General features: G+C 67.5%; 18 protein-coding genes. 11 read left to right on the top strand and 7 right to left on the bottom strand.

Annotated features, from left to right (window positions below; genetic code table 11):
* Positions 1 to 2 precede the first annotated feature (2 nt).
* The 4 genes from CKW06_RS22945 to CKW06_RS22930 form a co-directional block, all read right to left on the bottom strand.
* Positions 3 to 1,208: an efflux RND transporter periplasmic adaptor subunit gene (locus CKW06_RS22945; protein ID WP_024957794.1), complete on the bottom strand. Its 1,206-nt coding sequence runs from the start codon at positions 1,206 to 1,208 to the stop codon at positions 3 to 5.
* Entirely contained in the window at positions 1,205 to 2,458 is a 1,254-nt protein-coding gene (locus CKW06_RS22940; RefSeq protein ID WP_024957795.1) for a TolC family protein, read from the bottom strand. The genes CKW06_RS22945 and CKW06_RS22940 overlap by 4 nt, the downstream gene beginning before the upstream one ends.
* Before the next feature lie 56 nt (positions 2,459 to 2,514).
* Complete coding sequence (locus tag CKW06_RS22935; RefSeq protein ID WP_024957796.1) at positions 2,515 to 2,847, bottom strand: hypothetical protein; 333 nt, start codon at positions 2,845 to 2,847, stop codon at positions 2,515 to 2,517.
* 203 nt (positions 2,848 to 3,050) lie between these two features.
* The gene (locus CKW06_RS22930; RefSeq protein WP_024957797.1) at positions 3,051 to 3,440 is read right to left on the bottom strand and encodes a RidA family protein; all 390 of its coding nucleotides are present in this window, start codon (positions 3,438 to 3,440) and stop codon (positions 3,051 to 3,053) included.
* Positions 3,441 to 3,548: 108 nt separating this feature from the next.
* Here CKW06_RS22930 and CKW06_RS22925 point away from each other — a divergent pair, with 108 nt between their 5' ends.
* Both CKW06_RS22925 and dnaQ read left to right on the top strand, forming a co-directional pair.
* Complete coding sequence (locus CKW06_RS22925) at positions 3,549 to 4,442, top strand: LysR family transcriptional regulator (protein ID WP_012481623.1); 894 nt, start codon at positions 3,549 to 3,551, stop codon at positions 4,440 to 4,442.
* Between the two features lie 55 nt (positions 4,443 to 4,497).
* Positions 4,498 to 5,007: a DNA polymerase III subunit epsilon gene (gene dnaQ / locus CKW06_RS22920; protein ID WP_005411640.1), complete on the top strand. Its 510-nt coding sequence runs from the start codon at positions 4,498 to 4,500 to the stop codon at positions 5,005 to 5,007.
* A gap of 13 nt (positions 5,008 to 5,020) precedes the next feature.
* On the opposite strand, the gene CKW06_RS22915 is transcribed toward dnaQ, so the two are convergent.
* On the bottom strand, positions 5,021 to 6,235 hold the full coding sequence (locus tag CKW06_RS22915) for a nucleotide disphospho-sugar-binding domain-containing protein (RefSeq protein WP_024957798.1): 1,215 nt from the start codon (positions 6,233 to 6,235) through the stop codon (positions 5,021 to 5,023).
* Between the two features lie 278 nt (positions 6,236 to 6,513).
* Between CKW06_RS22915 and rpmB the strand changes: the two genes are divergently transcribed.
* The 6 genes from rpmB (at position 6,514) to CKW06_RS22885 (ending at position 12,815) form a co-directional block, all read left to right on the top strand.
* Positions 6,514 to 6,750 carry a 50S ribosomal protein L28 gene (rpmB, locus tag CKW06_RS22910; protein WP_005411638.1) on the top strand — a complete coding sequence of 79 codons (237 nt, stop codon included), beginning with the start codon at positions 6,514 to 6,516 and terminating at the stop codon, positions 6,748 to 6,750.
* 10 nt (positions 6,751 to 6,760) lie between these two features.
* A complete protein-coding gene (gene rpmG, locus CKW06_RS22905) occupies positions 6,761 to 6,928 on the top strand; it encodes a 50S ribosomal protein L33 (protein ID WP_169411268.1) in 168 nt (55 codons plus the stop codon).
* A gap of 301 nt (positions 6,929 to 7,229) precedes the next feature.
* Positions 7,230 to 8,648 carry a cardiolipin synthase gene (cls, locus tag CKW06_RS22900; protein ID WP_005414897.1) on the top strand — a complete coding sequence of 473 codons (1,419 nt, stop codon included), beginning with the start codon at positions 7,230 to 7,232 and terminating at the stop codon, positions 8,646 to 8,648.
* Positions 8,649 to 8,693: 45 nt separating this feature from the next.
* Positions 8,694 to 10,115, top strand: a complete 1,422-nt coding sequence (locus tag CKW06_RS22895; protein ID WP_024957799.1) for an FAD/NAD(P)-binding protein — start codon at positions 8,694 to 8,696, stop codon at positions 10,113 to 10,115.
* A gap of 9 nt (positions 10,116 to 10,124) precedes the next feature.
* Positions 10,125 to 12,317, top strand: a complete 2,193-nt coding sequence (gene uvrD, locus CKW06_RS22890; protein WP_024957800.1) for a DNA helicase II — start codon at positions 10,125 to 10,127, stop codon at positions 12,315 to 12,317.
* Between the two features lie 171 nt (positions 12,318 to 12,488).
* On the top strand, positions 12,489 to 12,815 hold the full coding sequence (locus tag CKW06_RS22885) for a low molecular weight protein tyrosine phosphatase family protein (RefSeq protein ID WP_024957801.1): 327 nt from the start codon (positions 12,489 to 12,491) through the stop codon (positions 12,813 to 12,815).
* 91 nt (positions 12,816 to 12,906) lie between these two features.
* On the opposite strand, the gene CKW06_RS22880 is transcribed toward CKW06_RS22885, so the two are convergent.
* Complete coding sequence (locus CKW06_RS22880) at positions 12,907 to 13,533, bottom strand: hypothetical protein (protein WP_024957802.1); 627 nt, start codon at positions 13,531 to 13,533, stop codon at positions 12,907 to 12,909.
* Positions 13,534 to 13,680: 147 nt separating this feature from the next.
* Between CKW06_RS22880 and CKW06_RS22875 the strand changes: the two genes are divergently transcribed.
* Positions 13,681 to 14,235, top strand: coding sequence for a hypothetical protein (locus tag CKW06_RS22875; protein WP_012481617.1), 555 nt, complete (start codon positions 13,681 to 13,683; stop codon positions 14,233 to 14,235).
* 381 nt (positions 14,236 to 14,616) lie between these two features.
* Positions 14,617 to 15,063 (top strand): universal stress protein, encoded by a 447-nt coding sequence (locus CKW06_RS22870; RefSeq protein ID WP_005411629.1) that lies wholly within the window; start codon positions 14,617 to 14,619, stop codon positions 15,061 to 15,063.
* Between the two features lie 210 nt (positions 15,064 to 15,273).
* On the opposite strand, the gene CKW06_RS22865 is transcribed toward CKW06_RS22870, so the two are convergent.
* Positions 15,274 to 15,558, bottom strand: coding sequence for a DUF2782 domain-containing protein (locus CKW06_RS22865; RefSeq protein ID WP_005411628.1), 285 nt, complete (start codon positions 15,556 to 15,558; stop codon positions 15,274 to 15,276).
* Between the two features lie 98 nt (positions 15,559 to 15,656).
* Between CKW06_RS22865 and polA the strand changes: the two genes are divergently transcribed.
* Positions 15,657 to 18,431, top strand: coding sequence for a DNA polymerase I (gene polA / locus CKW06_RS22860; RefSeq protein ID WP_024957710.1), 2,775 nt, complete (start codon positions 15,657 to 15,659; stop codon positions 18,429 to 18,431).
* Positions 18,432 to 18,474 lie beyond the last annotated feature (43 nt).

The following is an 18,474-nucleotide window of genomic DNA, read 5'->3' as shown; positions in this document are numbered from 1 at the left end:
CCTCAGTGGCCGTGCTCGGCTTCGCCCTTGGCCAGTTCGGCCTTGAGCAGGAAGGCGTTGGCACCGACGATGCGCTCGCTGCCGGTCAGCCCACCGAGGATCTCGATGCGGTCGCCGGCGCGACGCCCAGCCAGGACCGGCTGCGCCTTGAAGCCACCTTCGACGGCGACGAACACCGCGCTGCTGCCATCGACGTTCTGCACTGCATCGGCCGGGACGCTGAGCGAGCCGTCCTGGCCTTCGGTGACCACTACGGCCGATACCGGCGAACCGGCCGGCGGCAGCGACGCATCCACCGGCGTGGCACGGATGACCGCGACGCCGCCCTGCTGGCGCACATCGGCGGCCGAACCGGTGACGGTGGCGGTGAAGCTGCCACCCGGCACGCTGACTTCCAGCTTCATACCGGGCGTGACCTGCGCGGCCAGCGCCGGCGGTGCGGTGAACACCAGCTCGTTCATCGTCGGGTCGGCGACATCGGCGACTGCACTGCCGGCGGCGACCACGCCGCCCGGGGTGACCTGCACGTTGCCGACGATGCCGGCCACCGGGCTGGTGATGCGCACGCGACCGCTGGCATCGGGCGCACCGTTGGCGGCGGCCTGGGCCTGCGCGGCAGCAGCCTGGGCCTGTGCCGCCAGCGAACGTGCACGCGAGGCTTCCATCTCCTGGCGGGCGACCACGCCCTGGTCGACCAGCGCCTTGTCGCGGCCATAGGCCAGCCGCGCGGCTTCGGCTTCGGCCGCTGCGGCCAGCGCATTGGCGCGGAACACCGCCGCTTCGCTGCTGACCACGATCGCCAGCGCCTGGTTCTGCTTCACCGCGGTGCCCGGCGCGACCAGCACGCGCTCGACGCGGCCGGTCAACGTGGAGGCCACCGACGCGCGTGCGCCGACCGACGGTTCGACCCGGCCGGACAGGCGCGTGGAACCACCGCCACCGCGACCGATCGCGACCACTTCAATACCGGAGGCCTTGATCTGCTCCGGGGTCAGCTGCACCACGCCTTCGTCGGCGTCAGCAGGCGCCTTCGCGGTTTCTGCCTTGGCTTCCTTGCTGCCGGCGGCATGGCCGTGGCCATCGTCGGTGCCGGCCTTGGCCGCAGCGGGGTTTTCATTGGCAGGCGTCTGCGCGTTGCCGGCGCAGCCAGCCAGCAGGACGGTCAGCAGCACGCCGCCGATCAGCGGGAAAGTACGGGAGAGAGTCATGGAGCCTCCACAAAGGGTGCGCGCCCTTCCAGGCGGGCAAGATCGATTTCCGCGGCGACGCGCGACAGGCGCGCATCCACGGCGGTGCCGCGGGCGGCGATGAGGGCGCTGCGCGTGCTGCGCAGTTCCAGCTGCGAGATGCGTCCGGCGTCGAAGCCAATGCGGGCCAGGCGATATGCCTCTTCGGCGGCGACCACGCTTTCATCGGCGGCGCGGGTACGGCTACTGGCGGCCTTCAGCCCGGCCACGGCGGACAGGCGCTCGGCCTCGCTGTCGCGGCGCTGCTGGTCCAGACGCGCTTCGGCCGCGCGCTGGTCGGCATTGGCGGCGCGGATGCCACCGCGGTTGCGGTCGAACAGCGGGATGCTGAGGCTGACCCCGAGGTTGTAGGCACGCTCGCCGCCTTCGCGGAAGCGGGTCTGCGCGGCGGTGACACTGAGGTCGGGCAGGGCGCGCTTGCGCTCCACCTCGACCAGCTTGCCCGCCGCATCGGCTTCGGCTTCGGCGATGCGCACCGCCAGTGCCACGTCGGTGGCACCGCGCGGCAGCGGCGGCGCACGGTCGAGCAGGCTGTCGTCGATCGACTGCACCGGTGCATCCAGCAGTGCAGCACCGGCCAGGCGGGCCAGCGCGGCATCGCGGAACGCCTGCGCTTCATCCAGCGCGGCGCTGGCGTTGGCCACCTCGCTCTGCGCCTGCACCGCGCGCAGCTGCGGCTCGCGGCCCTGCTTGACCATCGCGTTGACGGCGTTGGCGTCAGCGCGGGTGAGGGTCAGTGCTTCTTCGGCCAGGGTGTAGCGGCGCAGTGCACTTTCCGCCTGTGCGTAGACCACCGCCAGCTGGCTGGCCACGTCGCTGCGGCTTTGGGCACCACGCAGGTTGGCGGCCTGTGCTTCGGCCCGGGCCGCACGGACGCGCGCGCCACGCTGGCCCCAGACCTCCAGCGGCTGGGACAAAGTGAGCACGGTATCGGCCTTGCCCATGCCGCCATAGGAGCCGGTGCCCCAGGCGTTTTCGGCGGAATAGGAGAGGGAAGGATTGGGCAACGCACGCGCCTGGTCGGCGCGCGCATCGGCGGCCTCGGCCAGTGCCGTACCCACGCGGGTACCCGGCAGCTGGTCCAGGCGTTCAAGCAGGGTGTCGTAGGAAGGGGCGGCTTGCGCCGACGCCTGCATTGCCGGGGCCAGGCCCAGCAACACGGCGACGAACAGCCCGGCCGCGCGCGGCGACCGAGGTGTCAGGATCGACATAGGGGGATTCCGGTTGTGAGTGAAACGGGAGCCCGCAATCGCGGGACGCGCTCAACTCACGCCCGGGGGGGACGCGTCAATTCATCCTGGGCGACCGCATAGGTCGCCGCGTCGCCGGCATTCATCCAGCGCGCCGGCAGTGGCGCACCGAAGGCGGCGAGGGTACTGGCCGGCAGGCTCAGGTTGGAGTGGTGGCAGTGGTTGTGGCCACAGGCACCAACATGCTTGCCGTCGGTATCGCCATCGGCATCCGGTGCGGACTCCACGTGCACCGTGCTGGCGTGCGGTTCCACCGTGCAGGCCAGCGCGTCGGCCACCGGCACGACCACGAATGCCGCCATCAGCAGCATCAGCAGGTACGAGCGAAGGTGGCGGGAGATCCGGCGCATGGAAGGGAGGCTAGCAAGCGGTTTTCGCCGGATACAATATCAATGGCCGCTTCGGGAATACGTCGGAATCTCCCGTTCAGGTGGACGGCCTGGGGGCATCCTGCCCTGGTGGGTGCGGACTTCCTGCCTTGGTGGGTGTCGACCTTGGTCGACACGCTTTTCGACCCCACCGCGTTGCCGGCCAGCGGCCGGCACTACCCGTATCACGGCAGCTTCGCGATCACCTTGATCTCGAACTGGAACCCGTACAGCCAGGTCACGCCGATGCCGGTCAGGGTCGGGTGCGGCGCCTCGCCCCAGTACTCGGGCACGATCGCCCAGGCCTTCTCGAAGTTCTCTTCCGGATCGACCAGAAATACAGTCACATCGATCACGTCATCGAACGTGCAGCCGGCAGCGGCCAGCACCGCATTGAGATTCTCGAACGCGCGGCGCACTTGGGTTTCGAAATCCGGCTCGGGCGAGCCGTCCTCGCGGCTGCCGACCTGGCCGGAGACGAACAGGAAGCCATTGGATCGGATCGCCGGCGAGTAGCGGTTGCGCTCGTACAGGGCCTGGCGGCCGGCGGGGAAAACGACATCACGCTGTGACATGGGGAAGATCCCGTGGGAGAGAACGCCATCCTCCGCGCCAGTGCTGTCTGGATAAACCGCGATGATCGGCCTAGATTGATTGCCAATTCCAAACAATCATGGGCCGCCATGGACCGTTTCGAGGCGATGCGGGCGTTTGCACGGGTTGTGGAAACCGGCAGCTTCACCCGCGCAGCGCACACGCTGCAGATCAGCCGAACCACGGTCACCCAGCTGGTGCAGCAGCTGGAGGCACACCTGCGGCTGCGCCTGCTCAACCGCACCACGCGCCGGGTCAGCGTCACCGCCGACGGCGCGGCCTACTACCCGCGCATCGCCCGCCTGCTGGCCGAGCTGGAAGAGGTGGAGGGCGGGCTGGACGACGCGGCCACCCAGCTACGCGGGCGGCTGCGCGTGGATGTGCCCGGGCCGTACGCGCGGTTGCGGCTGGTGCCGGCGTTGCCGGATTTCCAGGCGCGCTACCCGGAGATCCAGCTGGACATCGGCGTCAGCGACCGTGAGGTCGACGTCATCGCAGACAACGTCGATTGCGTGATCCGGGGTGGCACCCCGGCCGACCCGGCACTGGTGGCGCGACCGCTCGGCGCGCTGCCGATCGGTTTCCACGCCGGTACGGGCTATGTGCAGCGCTTCGGCCTGCCGACCGACCCGCGCGCGCTGGAAGGACCCGACCACCACATGGTCGGCTTCCTCAGCCCGCGCAGTGGCCGGGCGCGGGTGTTCAGCGCACAGCGCGGCGATGAGCGCGTTGAGGTGCAGGGCCGCTATACGGTCGGCTTCGATGATGGAAACGCCTATCTGGCCGCTGCGTTGGCGGGGTTGGGCGTGGTGGCGCTGCCCAGCTACATGGCCGAACCGCACGTGGCGCGCGGCGAGCTGCTGCCGGTGTTGCAGGACTGGCAGCTGCCGCCGATGCCGATGCATGTGATGTTCCCGCCGAACCGGCACATGAGCCAGCGGCTGCGGGTGTTCATCGATTGGGTGGTGGAAGCGTTGGGGTGAGTGCATCGGTCGCGTGCGAAAATCGGCGTGCACGTACTGGAGAACGCACACCTTGATGAGCCGCATCGTTGCACTGGATACCGAAACCACCGGCATCTCCCACCGCCTGGGGCACCGGGTGATCGAAATCGGTGCCGTCGAACTGATCGATGGCCAGCTCACCGGCCGCCAGTTCCACACCTACCTGCAGCCGCAGCGCAAGGTGGATTGGGGCGCACAGCGCGTGCACGGCATCAGCGATGCGATGCTGGTGGGCAAGCCGCTGTTCTCCAGCAAGGCGGCCGAACTGCTGGAGTTCCTGCGCGGCAGCGAGATGGTCGCGCACAACGCTACCTTCGATGTGGGCTTCCTGGACAACGAGCTGCGCCTGTCCGGCATCCCCGGCACGCTGGCCCAGCACTGCCGCATCACCTGCAGCCTGAAGCTTGCGCGGGGACGCTGGCCGGGTCAGGGCAACAAGCTGGATGATGTGCTGCAGCGCCTGCGCATTCCCAGCCAGCGCGGCCTGCATGGCGCGTTGAAGGATGCGCACCTGCTGGCGCAGGTGATTCCGCACCTGCGCTGAGGCCTGGCCGCTGTCACACCGGCCGCAACCATCGCTCGATCATTGCAACGCCACAGGCCACCCCGTCCTCATGGCGCATCGCCACGCCCAGGGCCGCCGCGCGTGCGCGTGTTGCGTCGGTTTCAACGAAGGTGATGGCTGCCGCCAGCGTTGCTGCGTCCAGCCGCTTCGGTGACAACGGTGCCGGTGCCACGCCCAACCGATACAGACGATCAGCCCAGAAGAACTGATCGGCGGCGAACGGCATCACCAGCGAGGGAATGCCGGCGCGGCAGGCCGAATGCGTGGTGCCGCTGCCACCGTGGTGGATGGCGAATGCGCAACGCGGGAACAGCGCTTCGTGTGGAGTCGGCCCCAGTACGAAGACCGAATCGGGCAAGCGCATCGCAGGCAGTCCCACCCAGCCAGGAAACAGCAGCACCCGGCGTGGCGCCAGCGCCTGCAGCAGGGCCGGCAACACGCGCTCGCGATCAAAGCCGGTCATGCTGCCGAAGCCCAGATACACCGGCGGCGGACTGGCATCGAGGAAGGCCTGCAGATCGGCCGGGGGTATCCAGGGCGCATCGGGAAGGCGCCATTGGCCACAGACGATGTGGTCGGCCGGCCAATCCGCCGGTGGCGGCAGCAGCTGCGGCGAGATGCCATAGAGCATCGGCAGGCCGGGCCACAGCGAGCGGCGCGGCGATTGCCCCAGCTGCTTGCGGGCTGCGTTGATCGGCCGACGGAACTGGCGCCAGATCAGGCCGTTGACCAGCCCATAGCTGGCGCGGTTCAACCAGCCCGGCGAGCGTCCCGGTGGCAGGAACGGAGAGCGGAAGGCCCGCGTCGGGGTCAGCGGGATCATGCCGGTGCCGATGACCGGCATTCCGCGGCGTTCGCCCACGCTCATGCCGACAAAGGCCGCCAGGCCACCGGTCAGAATCGCATCGCAGCCTTCGGCAGCGGCATCGGCCTGGCGCATCCAGCCGCTGACATGCTGCAGCGCCATCCGTGCCAGCCCGCTACTGGCGGCGGCAACACCGTTGCCACGCGAGACCAGCGCGACCACTTCGTCATGGATGTCACCTTCAAGAGCCGCATGGGGCACATCCAGTGCCTGCGCGCTGCCCAGGGTGCCGCCATCGGCAAGCAGTGTCACCTCGTGGCCTGCGCCGATCAGGCCATGGCAGAGCATGGCCAGGGGACGCGTATCGCCTTCGGTTCCGTAGGTCAGGGCCAGCAGCCGCATGGAAAGCTCCGCAGTGAACCGGAGCAGTATGCCGGTTGGCGGGCTCCCGGCCCTGCCGGTTCAGCCGCAGCCTGTGGGTAACTTGCGCAAGTGCTTGAACCCGTGCATAATGCGCGGCTCGCTGTGTCCGGTTTTCTACCGGGCGGCGCCCCCGGGAGCACGTCCCCGGCCGCCCAACGCCAGCGTAACCCTTTGATTCTCTTGACGTGTGGTGGGCAACCATCGAGGCCGCCGTCTCCCGGGCTACGGGCTGACAACTACTACTATCGAGGTGCGCAATGTCCCGCGTATGCCAGGTTTCCGGCAAGCGAGTGCAGACGGGTAACAACGTCTCGCACGCCAACAACAAGACCCGTCGTCGTTTCCTGCCGAATCTGCACGAGCGCCGTTTCTGGGTGGCCAGCGAGAACCGCTGGGTCAAGCTTCGTGTTTCCGCGCATGCACTGCGCACCATCGACAAGAACGGCATTGATTCCGTTCTGGCTGAGCTGCGTGCGCGCGGCGAAAAGGTCTGAGGAGTAAAGCATCATGGCAGGCAAGCGCGATAAGGTCCGTATGATTTCCTCGGCCGGTACCGGCCACTTCTACACGACCGACAAGAACAAGAAGAACACCCCGGGGAAGATGGAATTCCTGAAGTACGATCCGGTCGTGCGCAAGCACGTCTTGTACAAGGAAGGCAAGATCAAGTAATCCGCAAGGATTGCTGGTCCCCGCGAAGAAACCCGCCCTTGTGGCGGGTTTCTTCATGTCTGGCATCCAGGTGGTGGGTGCCGACCGTTGGTCGGCACGCTGTTCCCACACCCGGTGGCTGCCAACCTTGGCCGACACGCTGTCCCCGTGCCCGGTAGGTGTCGACCTTGGTCGACACGCGGTCCCCGCCCCCGGTAGGTGCCAACCTTGGTTGGCACGCTGCTTCAACGCAGTCGAGCGCGGCTCGACTCTACAAAGGCCGGTGGGCAGAATGGCCCATCACCTCCCGACGGGCGACACGATGCTGTTCGAGTGGTTGCTGGGTTCCTACCTGCTGCTGATCGACTGGCTGATCCGGCTGGTCGCGCTGTGCTGGATTCCCACCCGCACCACGCCCGGCGCGGCGCGCAGCTGGCTGCTGCTGGTCGGCTTCGTACCGCTGCTGGGCCTGCCGCTGTACCTGCTGTTCGGCCACCCGTGGCTGTCGCGCGAGCGCATCCGCCGCCAAGCCGAGGCCTCGCAGGTGATCCGTGAGGAGCAGGCGCTGCAGCATCGCCTGCGCTGGACCCCACAGCCCGACACCGCCAGCGCCGAGATCGTGCCGCTGGTGCAGCGCCAGGGCGATTTCATGCCGGTGCACGGCAACGCCGTCGATCTGCTGACCGACTACGACGAGTCGCTGCACACGCTGATCGCCGACATCGACCAGGCCGAAGACCGCGTGCACCTGCTGTACTACCTGATGTTCGATGACGCGGTCGGCGAGGCCATTGTCGAGGCCTTGCAGCGTGCCGCCGCGCGTGGCGTGCAGTGCCGCGTGCTGCTCGATGCGGTGGGCGCCAAGCGTGGCCTGCGCGCCTATCGCAAGCGCCTGCAGGCGCGCGACATCGAAGTGCGCGCGATGCTGCCCGGTGGCCTGCGCTGGCGCCGCAGCGGGCGCATGGACCTGCGCAACCACCGCAAGATCGCGGTGATCGACAACGAAGTGGCCTATGTCGGTTCGCAGAATCTGGCGGGCCCGCAGTTCGTGCCGGGCCACCCGAACCGCGAGCTGGTGGCGCGCGTGCGCGGCCCGGCGGTGGCGCATCTGGAAGCCGTATTCGCCAGCGACTGGTACATGGAGACCGGCCAGCGCCTGGATGTGATCACCGATGTGCCCGAATGCGGCGACGACATCGCCACCCAGCTGCTGCCCAGCGGCCCGGCCTACCCGTACAGCAACGCGCGCGACGCGGTAGCCGCGCTGATCCACCTCGCACGGCGCCGGCTGGTGATGGTCACCCCGTACTTCGTGCCTGACGAAGCCACGCTGAGTGCGCTGCGTATCGCCGCATTGTCCGGCGTGCAGGTGCAGCTGATCCTGTCGGCCAGCAACAACCAGCGGCTGACGTCGTGGGCGCAGGAGGCCTACTACGATGAACTGCTGCGCTGTGGCGTGCGCATCGCGCTGTACGAGCCGCAGTTCCTGCACGCCAAGCACATGAGCGTGGATGAGGACATCGCCGTGCTCGGCTCCATCAACATGGATATCCGCTCGTTCGCGCTGAATGCCGAGATCGGCCTGATCTGCTACGACCGCGCGCTGGTCCAGCAGCTGTGCGCGATCGAGGACGGCTACCTGCGCGAGTCGCGGCAGCTGGACCTGCAGCAGTGGCGCAGCCGTCCCACGTGGCGGCGCAGCCGCGAAGGTATTGCACGGCTGGCCGATGCGTTGATGTGAAGCAATGCCGGCCGCCCATTCCGGCAATCCGGCCCGTCATCGCCGATGGCCTACAATCGGCACATGACTGATTCACCGCGTAATGGCGAACTGGACCTGGCAATCATCGGTGGTGGTGCGGCCGGGGTGCTGGTGGCGATCCAGGTGTTGCGCCAGGCCAAGGCGCCGCTGGCGCTGGCCATCTTCGAACCCGCCTCGCAGCTGGCGCAGGGCATCGCCTATGCCACGCCATGGCCGGAGCATCTGCTGAACGTGCCGGCGGCGAAGATGAGTGCGTTTGCCGACCAGCCCGGCGATTTCCTCGACTACCTGATGGCCGCCAATGCCTACCCGGGCGAGGCGCGCGAGGTGCTGGGCGAGCGCTATGTGTGCCGCCACTACTTTGCTGCCTACCTGCAGCAGCGCCTGCAGGAGGCCGCTGCGACCAGCCCGGCACAGCTGCAGGTGATCGCGCAGCCGGTGCTGGGCCTGCAGCCGGATGACCATGGCTACCAGCTGACACTCGGCGATGGCAGCACGCTGCACGCCGCGCAGGCGGTGCTGGCCACCGGCAACAGCATGCGGCCGCTGCCGGTGGCCGGTGCCGAGGCACTGCCCGCCGATGACGTGATCGAGGCCTGGGACTACGACGGCGTACGCACCCTGGCCGGCGAGCAGGCCGTGGCCATCGTAGGCTCCGGCCTGAGCATGGCCGACACCGTGTTGGCATTGGTCGCCGCCGGCCACACCGGCCCGCTGCATGTGATCTCGCGCCACGGCCTGCTGCCGTTGCCGCATGCGCATGGTGGCCTGCCCAGGTTCGACCCGGCCACGCTGCTGCCGATGAACCTGCGCCAGCGCCTGCGCGCGTTGCGTGGGTTCGCACGCCAGGCACAGGCCGACGGCCTGCCGTGGCAGGGCGTGATGGACCGCATCCGTCCGCACGGGCAGGCGCTGTGGTGCAGCCTCGACGCGGCCGACCAGCGCCGCTTCCTGCGCCATGTGGTGCGCTACTGGGACGTGCATCGCCACCGCATCGCCGAAGAGGTCGACGCACAGCTGCAGGCGCTGATCGAAAGCGGCCAACTGCGTGTTCACCGGTCCCGCCTGCAACGCGTCGGCCGCGAAGGCGATGCCCTGCGGCTGTCGGGTCGCGATGCCACCGGCAATGAACAGCAGTGGACGATCGGCGGCGTGATCAACGCCACCGGTGTGGAAACCCGCGCCAGTGCGCTGCGCAATCCGTTGCTGCAGCAGCTGCAGGCCGATGGTCTGGCGCGCCCCGGCCCGCATGGGCTGGGCCTGGACAGCACGGTGCCGGGCGACCGCCTGTGTGCTGCCGGGGGCCAGCCGCAGGCACGGCTGGGCGTGCTCGGCAGCCTGCGCATCGGCAGCCTGTGGGAAAGCCTGGCGGTGCCTGAACTGCGTCAGCAGGCGCAGGCACTGGCCACCCAGGTGGTCGCAGGAGCCGCGACGGCGATGCCGTAAAATGGGGGCATGGATGTCTCCCACCTGCTTGATGGCCTGAACCCGGCCCAGCGCGAAGCCGTCTCCGCTCCCCCCGGCCACCACCTGGTGCTGGCCGGTGCCGGTTCCGGCAAGACCCGCGTACTCACCCACCGCATCGCCTGGCTGCATGAAGTCGAAGGCGTGCCGACCCACGGCATTTTCGCGGTGACCTTCACCAACAAGGCGGCCGGTGAAATGCGCCACCGCATCGACGCGCAGCTGCCCAATGGCAGCCGCGGCATGTGGATCGGCACCTTCCACGGCCTGGCCAACCGCCTGCTGCGCCTGCACTGGCAGGACGCCAAGCTGCCCGAAGGCTTCCAGGTGATGGATTCAGATGATCAGCTGCGGCTGGTCAAGCGCGTGGTGCAGGCGCTGGAACTGGACGACGGCAAGTACCCGGCCAAGCAGATCGCCTGGTGGATCAACGAACAGAAGGATGAGGGTCGCCGCCCGCAGCACATCCAGCCCGAGCCGCATGATGCGTGGCTGGAAACCATGCGCCAGGCCTACATCGAGTACCAGGCGCGCTGCGACCGCGCCGGCCTGGTCGACTTTGCCGAGCTGCTGCTGCGCGCGCACGAACTGCTGCGCGACAACCCGGCGCTGCTGGCGCACTACCGCGCCCGCTTCCGCGAGATCCTGGTGGACGAGTTCCAGGACACCAATGCCATCCAGTACGCCTTCGTGCGCGTGCTGGCCGGCGATTCCGGCCACGTGTTCGTGGTCGGCGACGATGATCAGGCCATCTACGGCTGGCGCGGTGCCAAGGTCGAGAACGTGCAGGGCTTCCTGCGTGATTTCCCAGGTGCGCAGACCATCCGCCTGGAACAGAACTATCGCTCCACTGCCAACATCCTCGGCGCTGCCAATGCGGTGATCGCGCACAACCCGGATCGCATCGGCAAGCAGCTGTGGACCGACAGTGGCGACGGAGAACCGATTGACCTGTACGCGGCGTACAACGAGATGGACGAGGCGCGCTACATCGTCGAGCGTGCCCGCCAGTGGGTGCGCGACGGTGGCAGCTACACCGAAGTGGCCGTGCTCTACCGCAGCAACGCGCAGTCGCGCGCGCTGGAAGAGGCGCTGCTGAGCGAACAGGTGCCCTATCGCGTGTACGGCGGCATGCGCTTCTTCGAACGTGCCGAAATCAAGGACGCGCTGGCTTACCTGCGCCTGCTGTCCAACCGCAACGATGACGCCGCCTTCGAGCGCGCGGTCAACACGCCTACCCGGGGCATCGGCGACCGCACGCTGGACGAAGTGCGCCGCGAGGCGCGCGCGCAGGGCATCTCGCTGTGGGAAGCAACGATGCTGGTCACCCAGGGCAACGCGCTGGCCGCACGCGCGCGCAATGCACTGGCCGGCTTCCTGGGGCTGGTCAACGAGCTGCAGGCGCAGACCGTGCACATGACCCTGGCCGAGCGCGTGGACCACGTGTTGGCCCGCTCGCAGCTGCGCGAGCACTGGAGCAAGGAAAGCCGCAATTCGCTGGATTCGGAATCGCGCACCGACAACCTCGACGAACTGGTCTCGGTCGCTTCGCGCTTCGTGCGCCGCGCCGACGACATCGAGGAAGTGGGCGAGGACATGGACGAGCTGGTCGCGTTCTTGGCCTACGCCGCGCTGGAGGCCGGTGAAGGCCAGGCGCAGGCCGGCGAGGACGGCGTGCAGCTGATGACCCTGCATTCGGCCAAGGGCCTGGAATTCCCGCTGGTGTTCCTGGCAGGCATGGAAGACGGCCTGTTCCCCAGCGCACGTTCGCTGGAGGAAAGCGGGCGACTGGAGGAAGAGCGTCGCCTGGCCTACGTCGGCATCACCCGCGCGCGCCAGAAGCTGGTGCTGAGCTACGCCGAATCGCGCCGCATCCATGGCCAGGACAACTACAGCCTGCCGTCGCGCTTCCTGCGCGAGATTCCGCGCGAGCTGCTGCACGAAGTGCGCCCGAAGGTGCAGGTCTCGCGGCCGGCCTCGCTGGGCAGCAGCCGGGTGATGGGCCATGCCTCGATCGAGGCGCCGCCAGTCAAGCTCGGCGCGCTGGTCACCCATCCCAAGTTCGGAGAAGGCATGGTGACCGACTACGAAGGCAGCGGCGCCCACGCCCGCGTGCAGGTCGAGTTCGCCGACGCCGGCAGCAAGTGGCTGGTGATGGCCTACGCCAACCTGACGGTGATCTGATCACCGTCGGGGGGCGGGATCCCTGTAGAGCCGAGCCATGCTCGGCTGCTGTTGGCGGGGAAGAACAGCCGAGCATAGGCCCGGCTCTACAAAAGCGGTTGGACGTTACACGTATGGGGTCAGAGCCCTTTTCCGTTGGAAGAGGGATCCGACCCCGATTAGGCTGCGCCCATGACCCGCAACGTGCTCTTCCTCTGCAGCCAGAACCGCCTGCGCAGCCCGACGGCCGAGCAGGTATTCGCCGATTGGCCGGGCATCGAGACCGCCTCGGCCGGGCTGCTGGCCGACGCCGAGGAAGTGCTCAGCCCTGAGCTGCTGCAGTGGGCGGACCTGGTGTTCGTGATGGAGAAGGCGCACCGCAACCGCCTGTCCAGCCGCTACAAGACATGGATGAACGGCAAGCGGGTGATCTGCCTGGATATTCCGGACGACTACGAGTACATGGACCCGGTGCTGGTGGAGTTGCTGAAGCGCAAGGTGACGCCGTTCCTGCGTTGAGCGTTGGTGGTGTAGAGCCGAGCCCATGCTCGGCTGCTTCTGGCGGGAAAGGCAGCCGAACATGGCTCGGGTCTACCAGAAAGACAGAGCGTCAGTCCTGCGCCTTTGAACCGGCCGTCGCATCCTGTTCGGACATCGACTGCTGCAGGCTGCTGGTGAAACTCTTTACCGCGCGCTCCAGTGCGATTTCCCAGTTCTCGCGTGATGGCACCTGGAAGATGTTCGCGCCATGCCCGGTGGCGGTGAAGGTACGGGTCTGGCCTTCCTTCCGCGCAACGACCTGCACCGAAATGTCGGCCAGCATCTGTTGTGTGGATGACACCATCCGGAAGAAGTTCGCCGGCATCTTGACCGAGAAATCGGTGAGCGAGGCCTCCAGTTGCGTACATGAGGTTTCGCACTGATCGGCGGTGCGATAGCCCATGTTTCGCAATGCCTGGATCATGATTGCGCGTGTCTTGTCCGCCGCTGTGGTGGACTCGATGGAGACAAGGACGCCGTTGCCTTGACGAACCACCCCGGCAATGTTCTTCGCACGGTCGGCTGCCGCAACTTCCGGGTAATAGACCGGACGGACGTCGCGCACCGGCCCCACCACCACTACCGGACCCTCTTCGGGATTCACCCGGATATCGGGCACGTTCACGCGCACCACTTCGGTGCGGATGCCGCAGCCGGTGAGGAGCAGCAGCAGCGAAAGACCAATGATCGACTTCATGTATTCCCCCTGTTGGAATGGTGTCCTTGCCATGCGCATTATCGCGTGGCTCGCCGGCAGCGGGAGTGTCGTTGGTCAGGGCAGGGAAAAGCAGCTGAGCATGGCTCAGCTCTACAATAGGCGGCGACATCTTCCAGGAACGCCCCCATGACCGAACCCACGCTGCACGTCACCGTGAAGTTGAACGCCCGGCTGCAGCCCGAGCATCGCCACGAACTGTTCGAGGACCCGCTCGACGCGCTGTTGCAGGCGGCCCAGGTGGGCGAGCTGACCGGTGGTGGCACTGCAATATCCGACCTCGGTGAAGTCGAGTACGGCGACATCGAAGTGGCGCTGGTCGATGCGGACGGCGTGCCGAAGCTGATCGACCTGCTGGAACAGCTGGGTGCACCGAAGGGTTCGCAGCTGCAGGGCGCGGGTGAAACCGACCGCAGCTTCGGCGTGACCGAAGGCCTGGGCATCTACCTGGATGGCCTGAACCTGCCGGACGAAGTCTACGAGCAGTGCGATTCCAACCACGTGTTCGAACAGCTGTCGGAGAACATCGACGGCCTGGGCGAGATCTGTAGCTGGTGGCAGGGCCCGACCGAGACCGCGCTGTACATGTACGGCGGATCGTTCGAAGCGATGCGTGATGCGATTGCCGAATTCGTGGGCAGCTATCCGCTGTGCCAGAACGCACGCGTGGTGCAGATCGCCTGAAGGTAGGGGGCGCTGAAGAGTCGAGCAAGCTCGACTCTACGGCAGCAGGTTATCGGCCGGCTGACTGCCGGGCGTTGTCGCGCAGTGCCATGTCCTTGCCGATCTGGTAGCCGCCGAACAGCACCGCCAAGGCGATGATCGCGGCGACCATGATGGATTTCTGGGAACTTCAGACGGGCGGCTTGTTGTCCTGCATGTCGGTCGTCCTTGGGCGCGGCAGTGCGCCGCCCGCCGAGCATGCGCCGCCCGACCGGTGCGTGCAAGCGGGCGGTGCGCACACGCCAATGCGCGGCGCCGGATTGATTCTGCTCAAGGCGCGGCCTGCACATCCGGTGTGCAATGGTGTCGTTCCCATCTGGCAGACCGCCACGGAGCCCCACCATGTACAAGCGCATCCTGATTGCCACCGACGGATCCGAGCTGGCCGACAAAGGCCTGGCCAAGGGCCTGGAGCTGGCCAAGGACCTCAACGCCGAGGTCGATATCGTGACTGTTTCCGAGCCGTGGGCCGTCGGCATGTACGACGCCATGGGCTGGAGCGTGGGCTACATGAACAGCCCCGAGTACAAGGCCGACCGCGAGGAAGGCGCGCAGAAGGTGCTGCAGCCGGCGCTGGCCAAGGCCGCCGAGCAGGGCATTACCGCCAACCCGGTGCACGTGCTGGACCGCTATGCGGCCGACGGCATCATCGAGACGGCGGGCGAGCGCAACAGTGACCTGATCGTGATGACGTCGCACGGCCGCCGTGGCGTGACCCGCGTGCTGCTGGGCAGCCAGACCGCCGAGGTGCTGGCACGCAGCACGCTGCCGGTGCTGGTCATCCGCTGATTCAAGCGTTCCCGGGGAGGGGACCCGACGCCGGCCGCAGGATGCGCGCCGGCGTTGTTTTTTGTGGGGGGCGGGGAAGGCCATATCCACGCATGGCGTGGATCTACTGATAGGCGGTCACCCACGCATGGCGTGGATCCACGTTCGTTGTCCCGGTAGATCCACGCCATGCGTGGATACGCCGTGCCGATCGCTCTGACCCCGGTCACCTCACCAGCTGTACAGCTTCCAGTACACCGGCGACACACCGTCCTTGTCGTTGTCGAAACGGCCGTCGCCGTTCTTGTCGTACATGTAGAACGGAGCACCGCGCGATGGCGTCACCTTGACCATGCGCAGCTGGCCGGACACACGGTATTCCTCGATGACATCGCCGTTGTCCATGGTGCGCTTGGAGACATCGGCGCCCTTGACGTCCACCGGGGGAGCACCTGCGCCACCCATGCTGGCGCAGCCAGCGAGCAGGAGCAGGGAAGCCAGCATCAGGGTCTTCATCGGCGGGGGCCTTTGCCTGGAGAGAGCCCTGATTATGCCCCATCGCCAGGTGCGTGCCGTGTCGTCGCGGTGCAGGCACGGGCGCGTAGAATCGGCCCATGAGCAGATTAGTCCTGATCGACGGGTCCAGTTACCTGTACCGCGCGTTCCACGCGCTGCCGCCCCTGTCCAATGCACAGGGTGAACCCACTGGCGCACTGTTCGGCGTGGTCAACATGCTGCGTTCGACGCTGAAGGAACGCCCGGCCTACGTCGCGTTCGTGGTCGATGCGCCCGGCAAGACCTTCCGTGACGACCTGTACGACCAGTACAAGGCCAACCGCCCGCCGATGCCCGATGAGCTGCGCAGCCAGGTCGAGCCGATGTGCCGCATCGTCGAGGCGCTGGGCATCAGCATCCTGCGCGTCCCCGGCGTGGAAGCCGACGATGTGATCGGCACGCTGGCCCTCCAGGGCCTGGCGCAGGACCTGAAGGTGACCATTTCCACCGGCGACAAGGACTTCGCCCAGCTGGTGCGCCCGGGCATCGAGCTGGTCAACACCATGACCGGCAGCCGCATGGATTCGGATGCGGCGGTGATGGAGAAATTCGGCGTGCGCGCCGACCAGATCATCGACCTGCTGGCGCTGATGGGCGACGCGGTCGACAACGTGCCGGGCGTCGAGAAGTGCGGGCCGAAGACCGCTGCCAAGTGGCTGGCCGAGTACCAGCACCTGGATGGGGTGATGGCGGCCGCGCCCACCATGAAGGGCAAGATCGGCGAAAACCTGCGCGCGGCGCTGGAGCGTCTGCCGCTGAACCGCGAGCTGGTGACCATCCGCACCGACCTGGCGCTGGACGCCAGCCCGACCACGTTGGCCCTGCGCGAGCAGGACGTGCCGGAGCTGACCGAGCTGTATGCGCGCTACGGCTTCACCCAGGCGCTGAAGGAGCTGGGTGCGCCGGTGCCGGCACCGGTGGCCGCCAGCGAGGCGACCCCGAGCCTGCGCGGCACTGCGGCCGGCTTCGCGCGTGGCAGCGTCGAGGCGCCCGCCGCCGGCACGCTGGATCCGGCACTGTCCGCGCCGGGTGAATACGAGACCGTGCTGAGCGCCGAGCAGCTGCAGGCCTGGGTCGAACGCCTGCAGCAGGCCGACCTGATCAGCTTCGATACCGAGACCGATGCACTGGACGCGATGCGCGCGCGGCTGGTGGGCATCAGCCTGGCCGTCGAGCCGGGCAGGGCGGCGTACATTCCGGTCGGCCACGATTACCCGGGCGCGCCGGCCCAGCTGCCGATGCAGCAGGTGCTGGACGCACTGCGCCCGGTGCTGCAGGACCCGGCGAAGAAGAAGCTGGGCCAGCACGGCAAGTACGACCTGCACGTGCTGCGCCGCCACGGCGTGCAGGTGCAGGGCTACCACGACGACACCATGCTCGAGAGCTTCGTGCTCAATTCCACCGCCACCCGCCACGACATGGATTCGCTGGCGCTGCGCTACCTGGGCTACAGCACCATCAAGTTCGAGGACGTGGCCGGCAAGGGCGCCAAGCAGATTCCGTTCTCGCAGGTGGGCATCGACGAGGCCAGCCGCTACGCCGCCGAGGACGCCGACATCACCCTGCGCCTGCACCACGCGCTGCAGCCGCAGCTGCTGGCCGAGCCGGCGCTGGACAGCGTTTACCGCGGCATCGAGATGCCGCTGGTGCCGGTGCTGGCCAGCATCGAAGCCAACGGCGTGCGGGTCGACACCGACGAACTGCGCCGGCAGAGCCAGGACCTGTCTTCGCGCATGCTGGCCGCGCAGCAGAAAGCCACCGAGCTGGCCGGGCGCAGCTTCAACCTGGATTCGCCCAAGCAGCTGCAGGCGGTGCTGTTCGACGAGTTGAAGCTGCCGGCGGTGGTGAAGACTCCCAAGGGCCAGCCCAGCACCAATGAAGAGGCGCTGGAGGCGATTGCCGACCAGCACGAGCTGCCGCGCGTGATCCTGGAGTACCGCGGGCTGGCCAAGCTGCGCAGCACCTACACCGACAAGCTGCCGGAGATGGTCAACCCGGACACCGGCCGCGTGCATACCAGCTACCACCAGTCCGGTGCCGCCACCGGCCGCCTGTCCTCGTCGGACCCGAACCTGCAGAACATCCCGATCCGCACCGAGGATGGTCGCCGCATCCGCCGCGCGTTCATCGCCCCGGAGGGCTTCCAGCTGCTGGCGGCCGACTATTCGCAGATCGAACTGCGGATCATGGCCCACCTGTCCGAGGACCCGGGCCTGGTGCGTGCCTTCGAGCAGGGCGCCGACGTGCACCGTGCCACCGCCGCCGAGGTGTTCGGGCGCACGCTGGAGGAAGTGACCCCGAACGAGCGCCGCGCCGCCAAGGCGATCAACTTCGGGCTGATGTACGGCATGAGCGCCTTCGGCCTGGCCCGCAACCTGGGCATCGACCGTGGCCAGGCGCAGGACTACGTGGCGCTGTACTTCAGCCGCTACCCGGGCGTGCGCGATTTCATGGAGCGGATGCGCCAGCAGGCCCGCGACCAGGGCTATGTGGAAACCCTGTTTGGTCGTCGCCTGTACCTGAACGACATTCATGCACGTAACCAGGGCCTGCGCGCCGGTGCCGAACGCGCGGCGATCAACGCGCCGATGCAGGGCACCGCCGCCGACATCATCAAACGCGCGATGGTGGACGTGGACCAGTGGCTGCGTGACAGCGGCGCACCGGCACGGATGATCCTGCAGGTGCACGATGAACTGGTGTTCGAAACCGAAAGCAGTTTCGTTGAAGACTTGCGTTTGCAGGTGGTCGAGCGCATGTCGCAAGCGGCCAAACTGCGGGTGCCGCTGGTGGTCGATACCGGCGTCGGCAACAACTGGGACGAAGCGCACTGAGGGCATTTCAGGCCGAAAACGACGTGAATTCGTTCATTCGTCA

Origin of the sequence: Stenotrophomonas maltophilia (genome assembly GCF_900186865.1) — a bacterium.
Lineage (GTDB): Bacteria > Pseudomonadota > Gammaproteobacteria > Xanthomonadales > Xanthomonadaceae > Stenotrophomonas > Stenotrophomonas maltophilia.
Note: the sequence above shows the minus strand (reverse complement) of the source record. Positions and strands in the feature narration are given on the sequence as shown.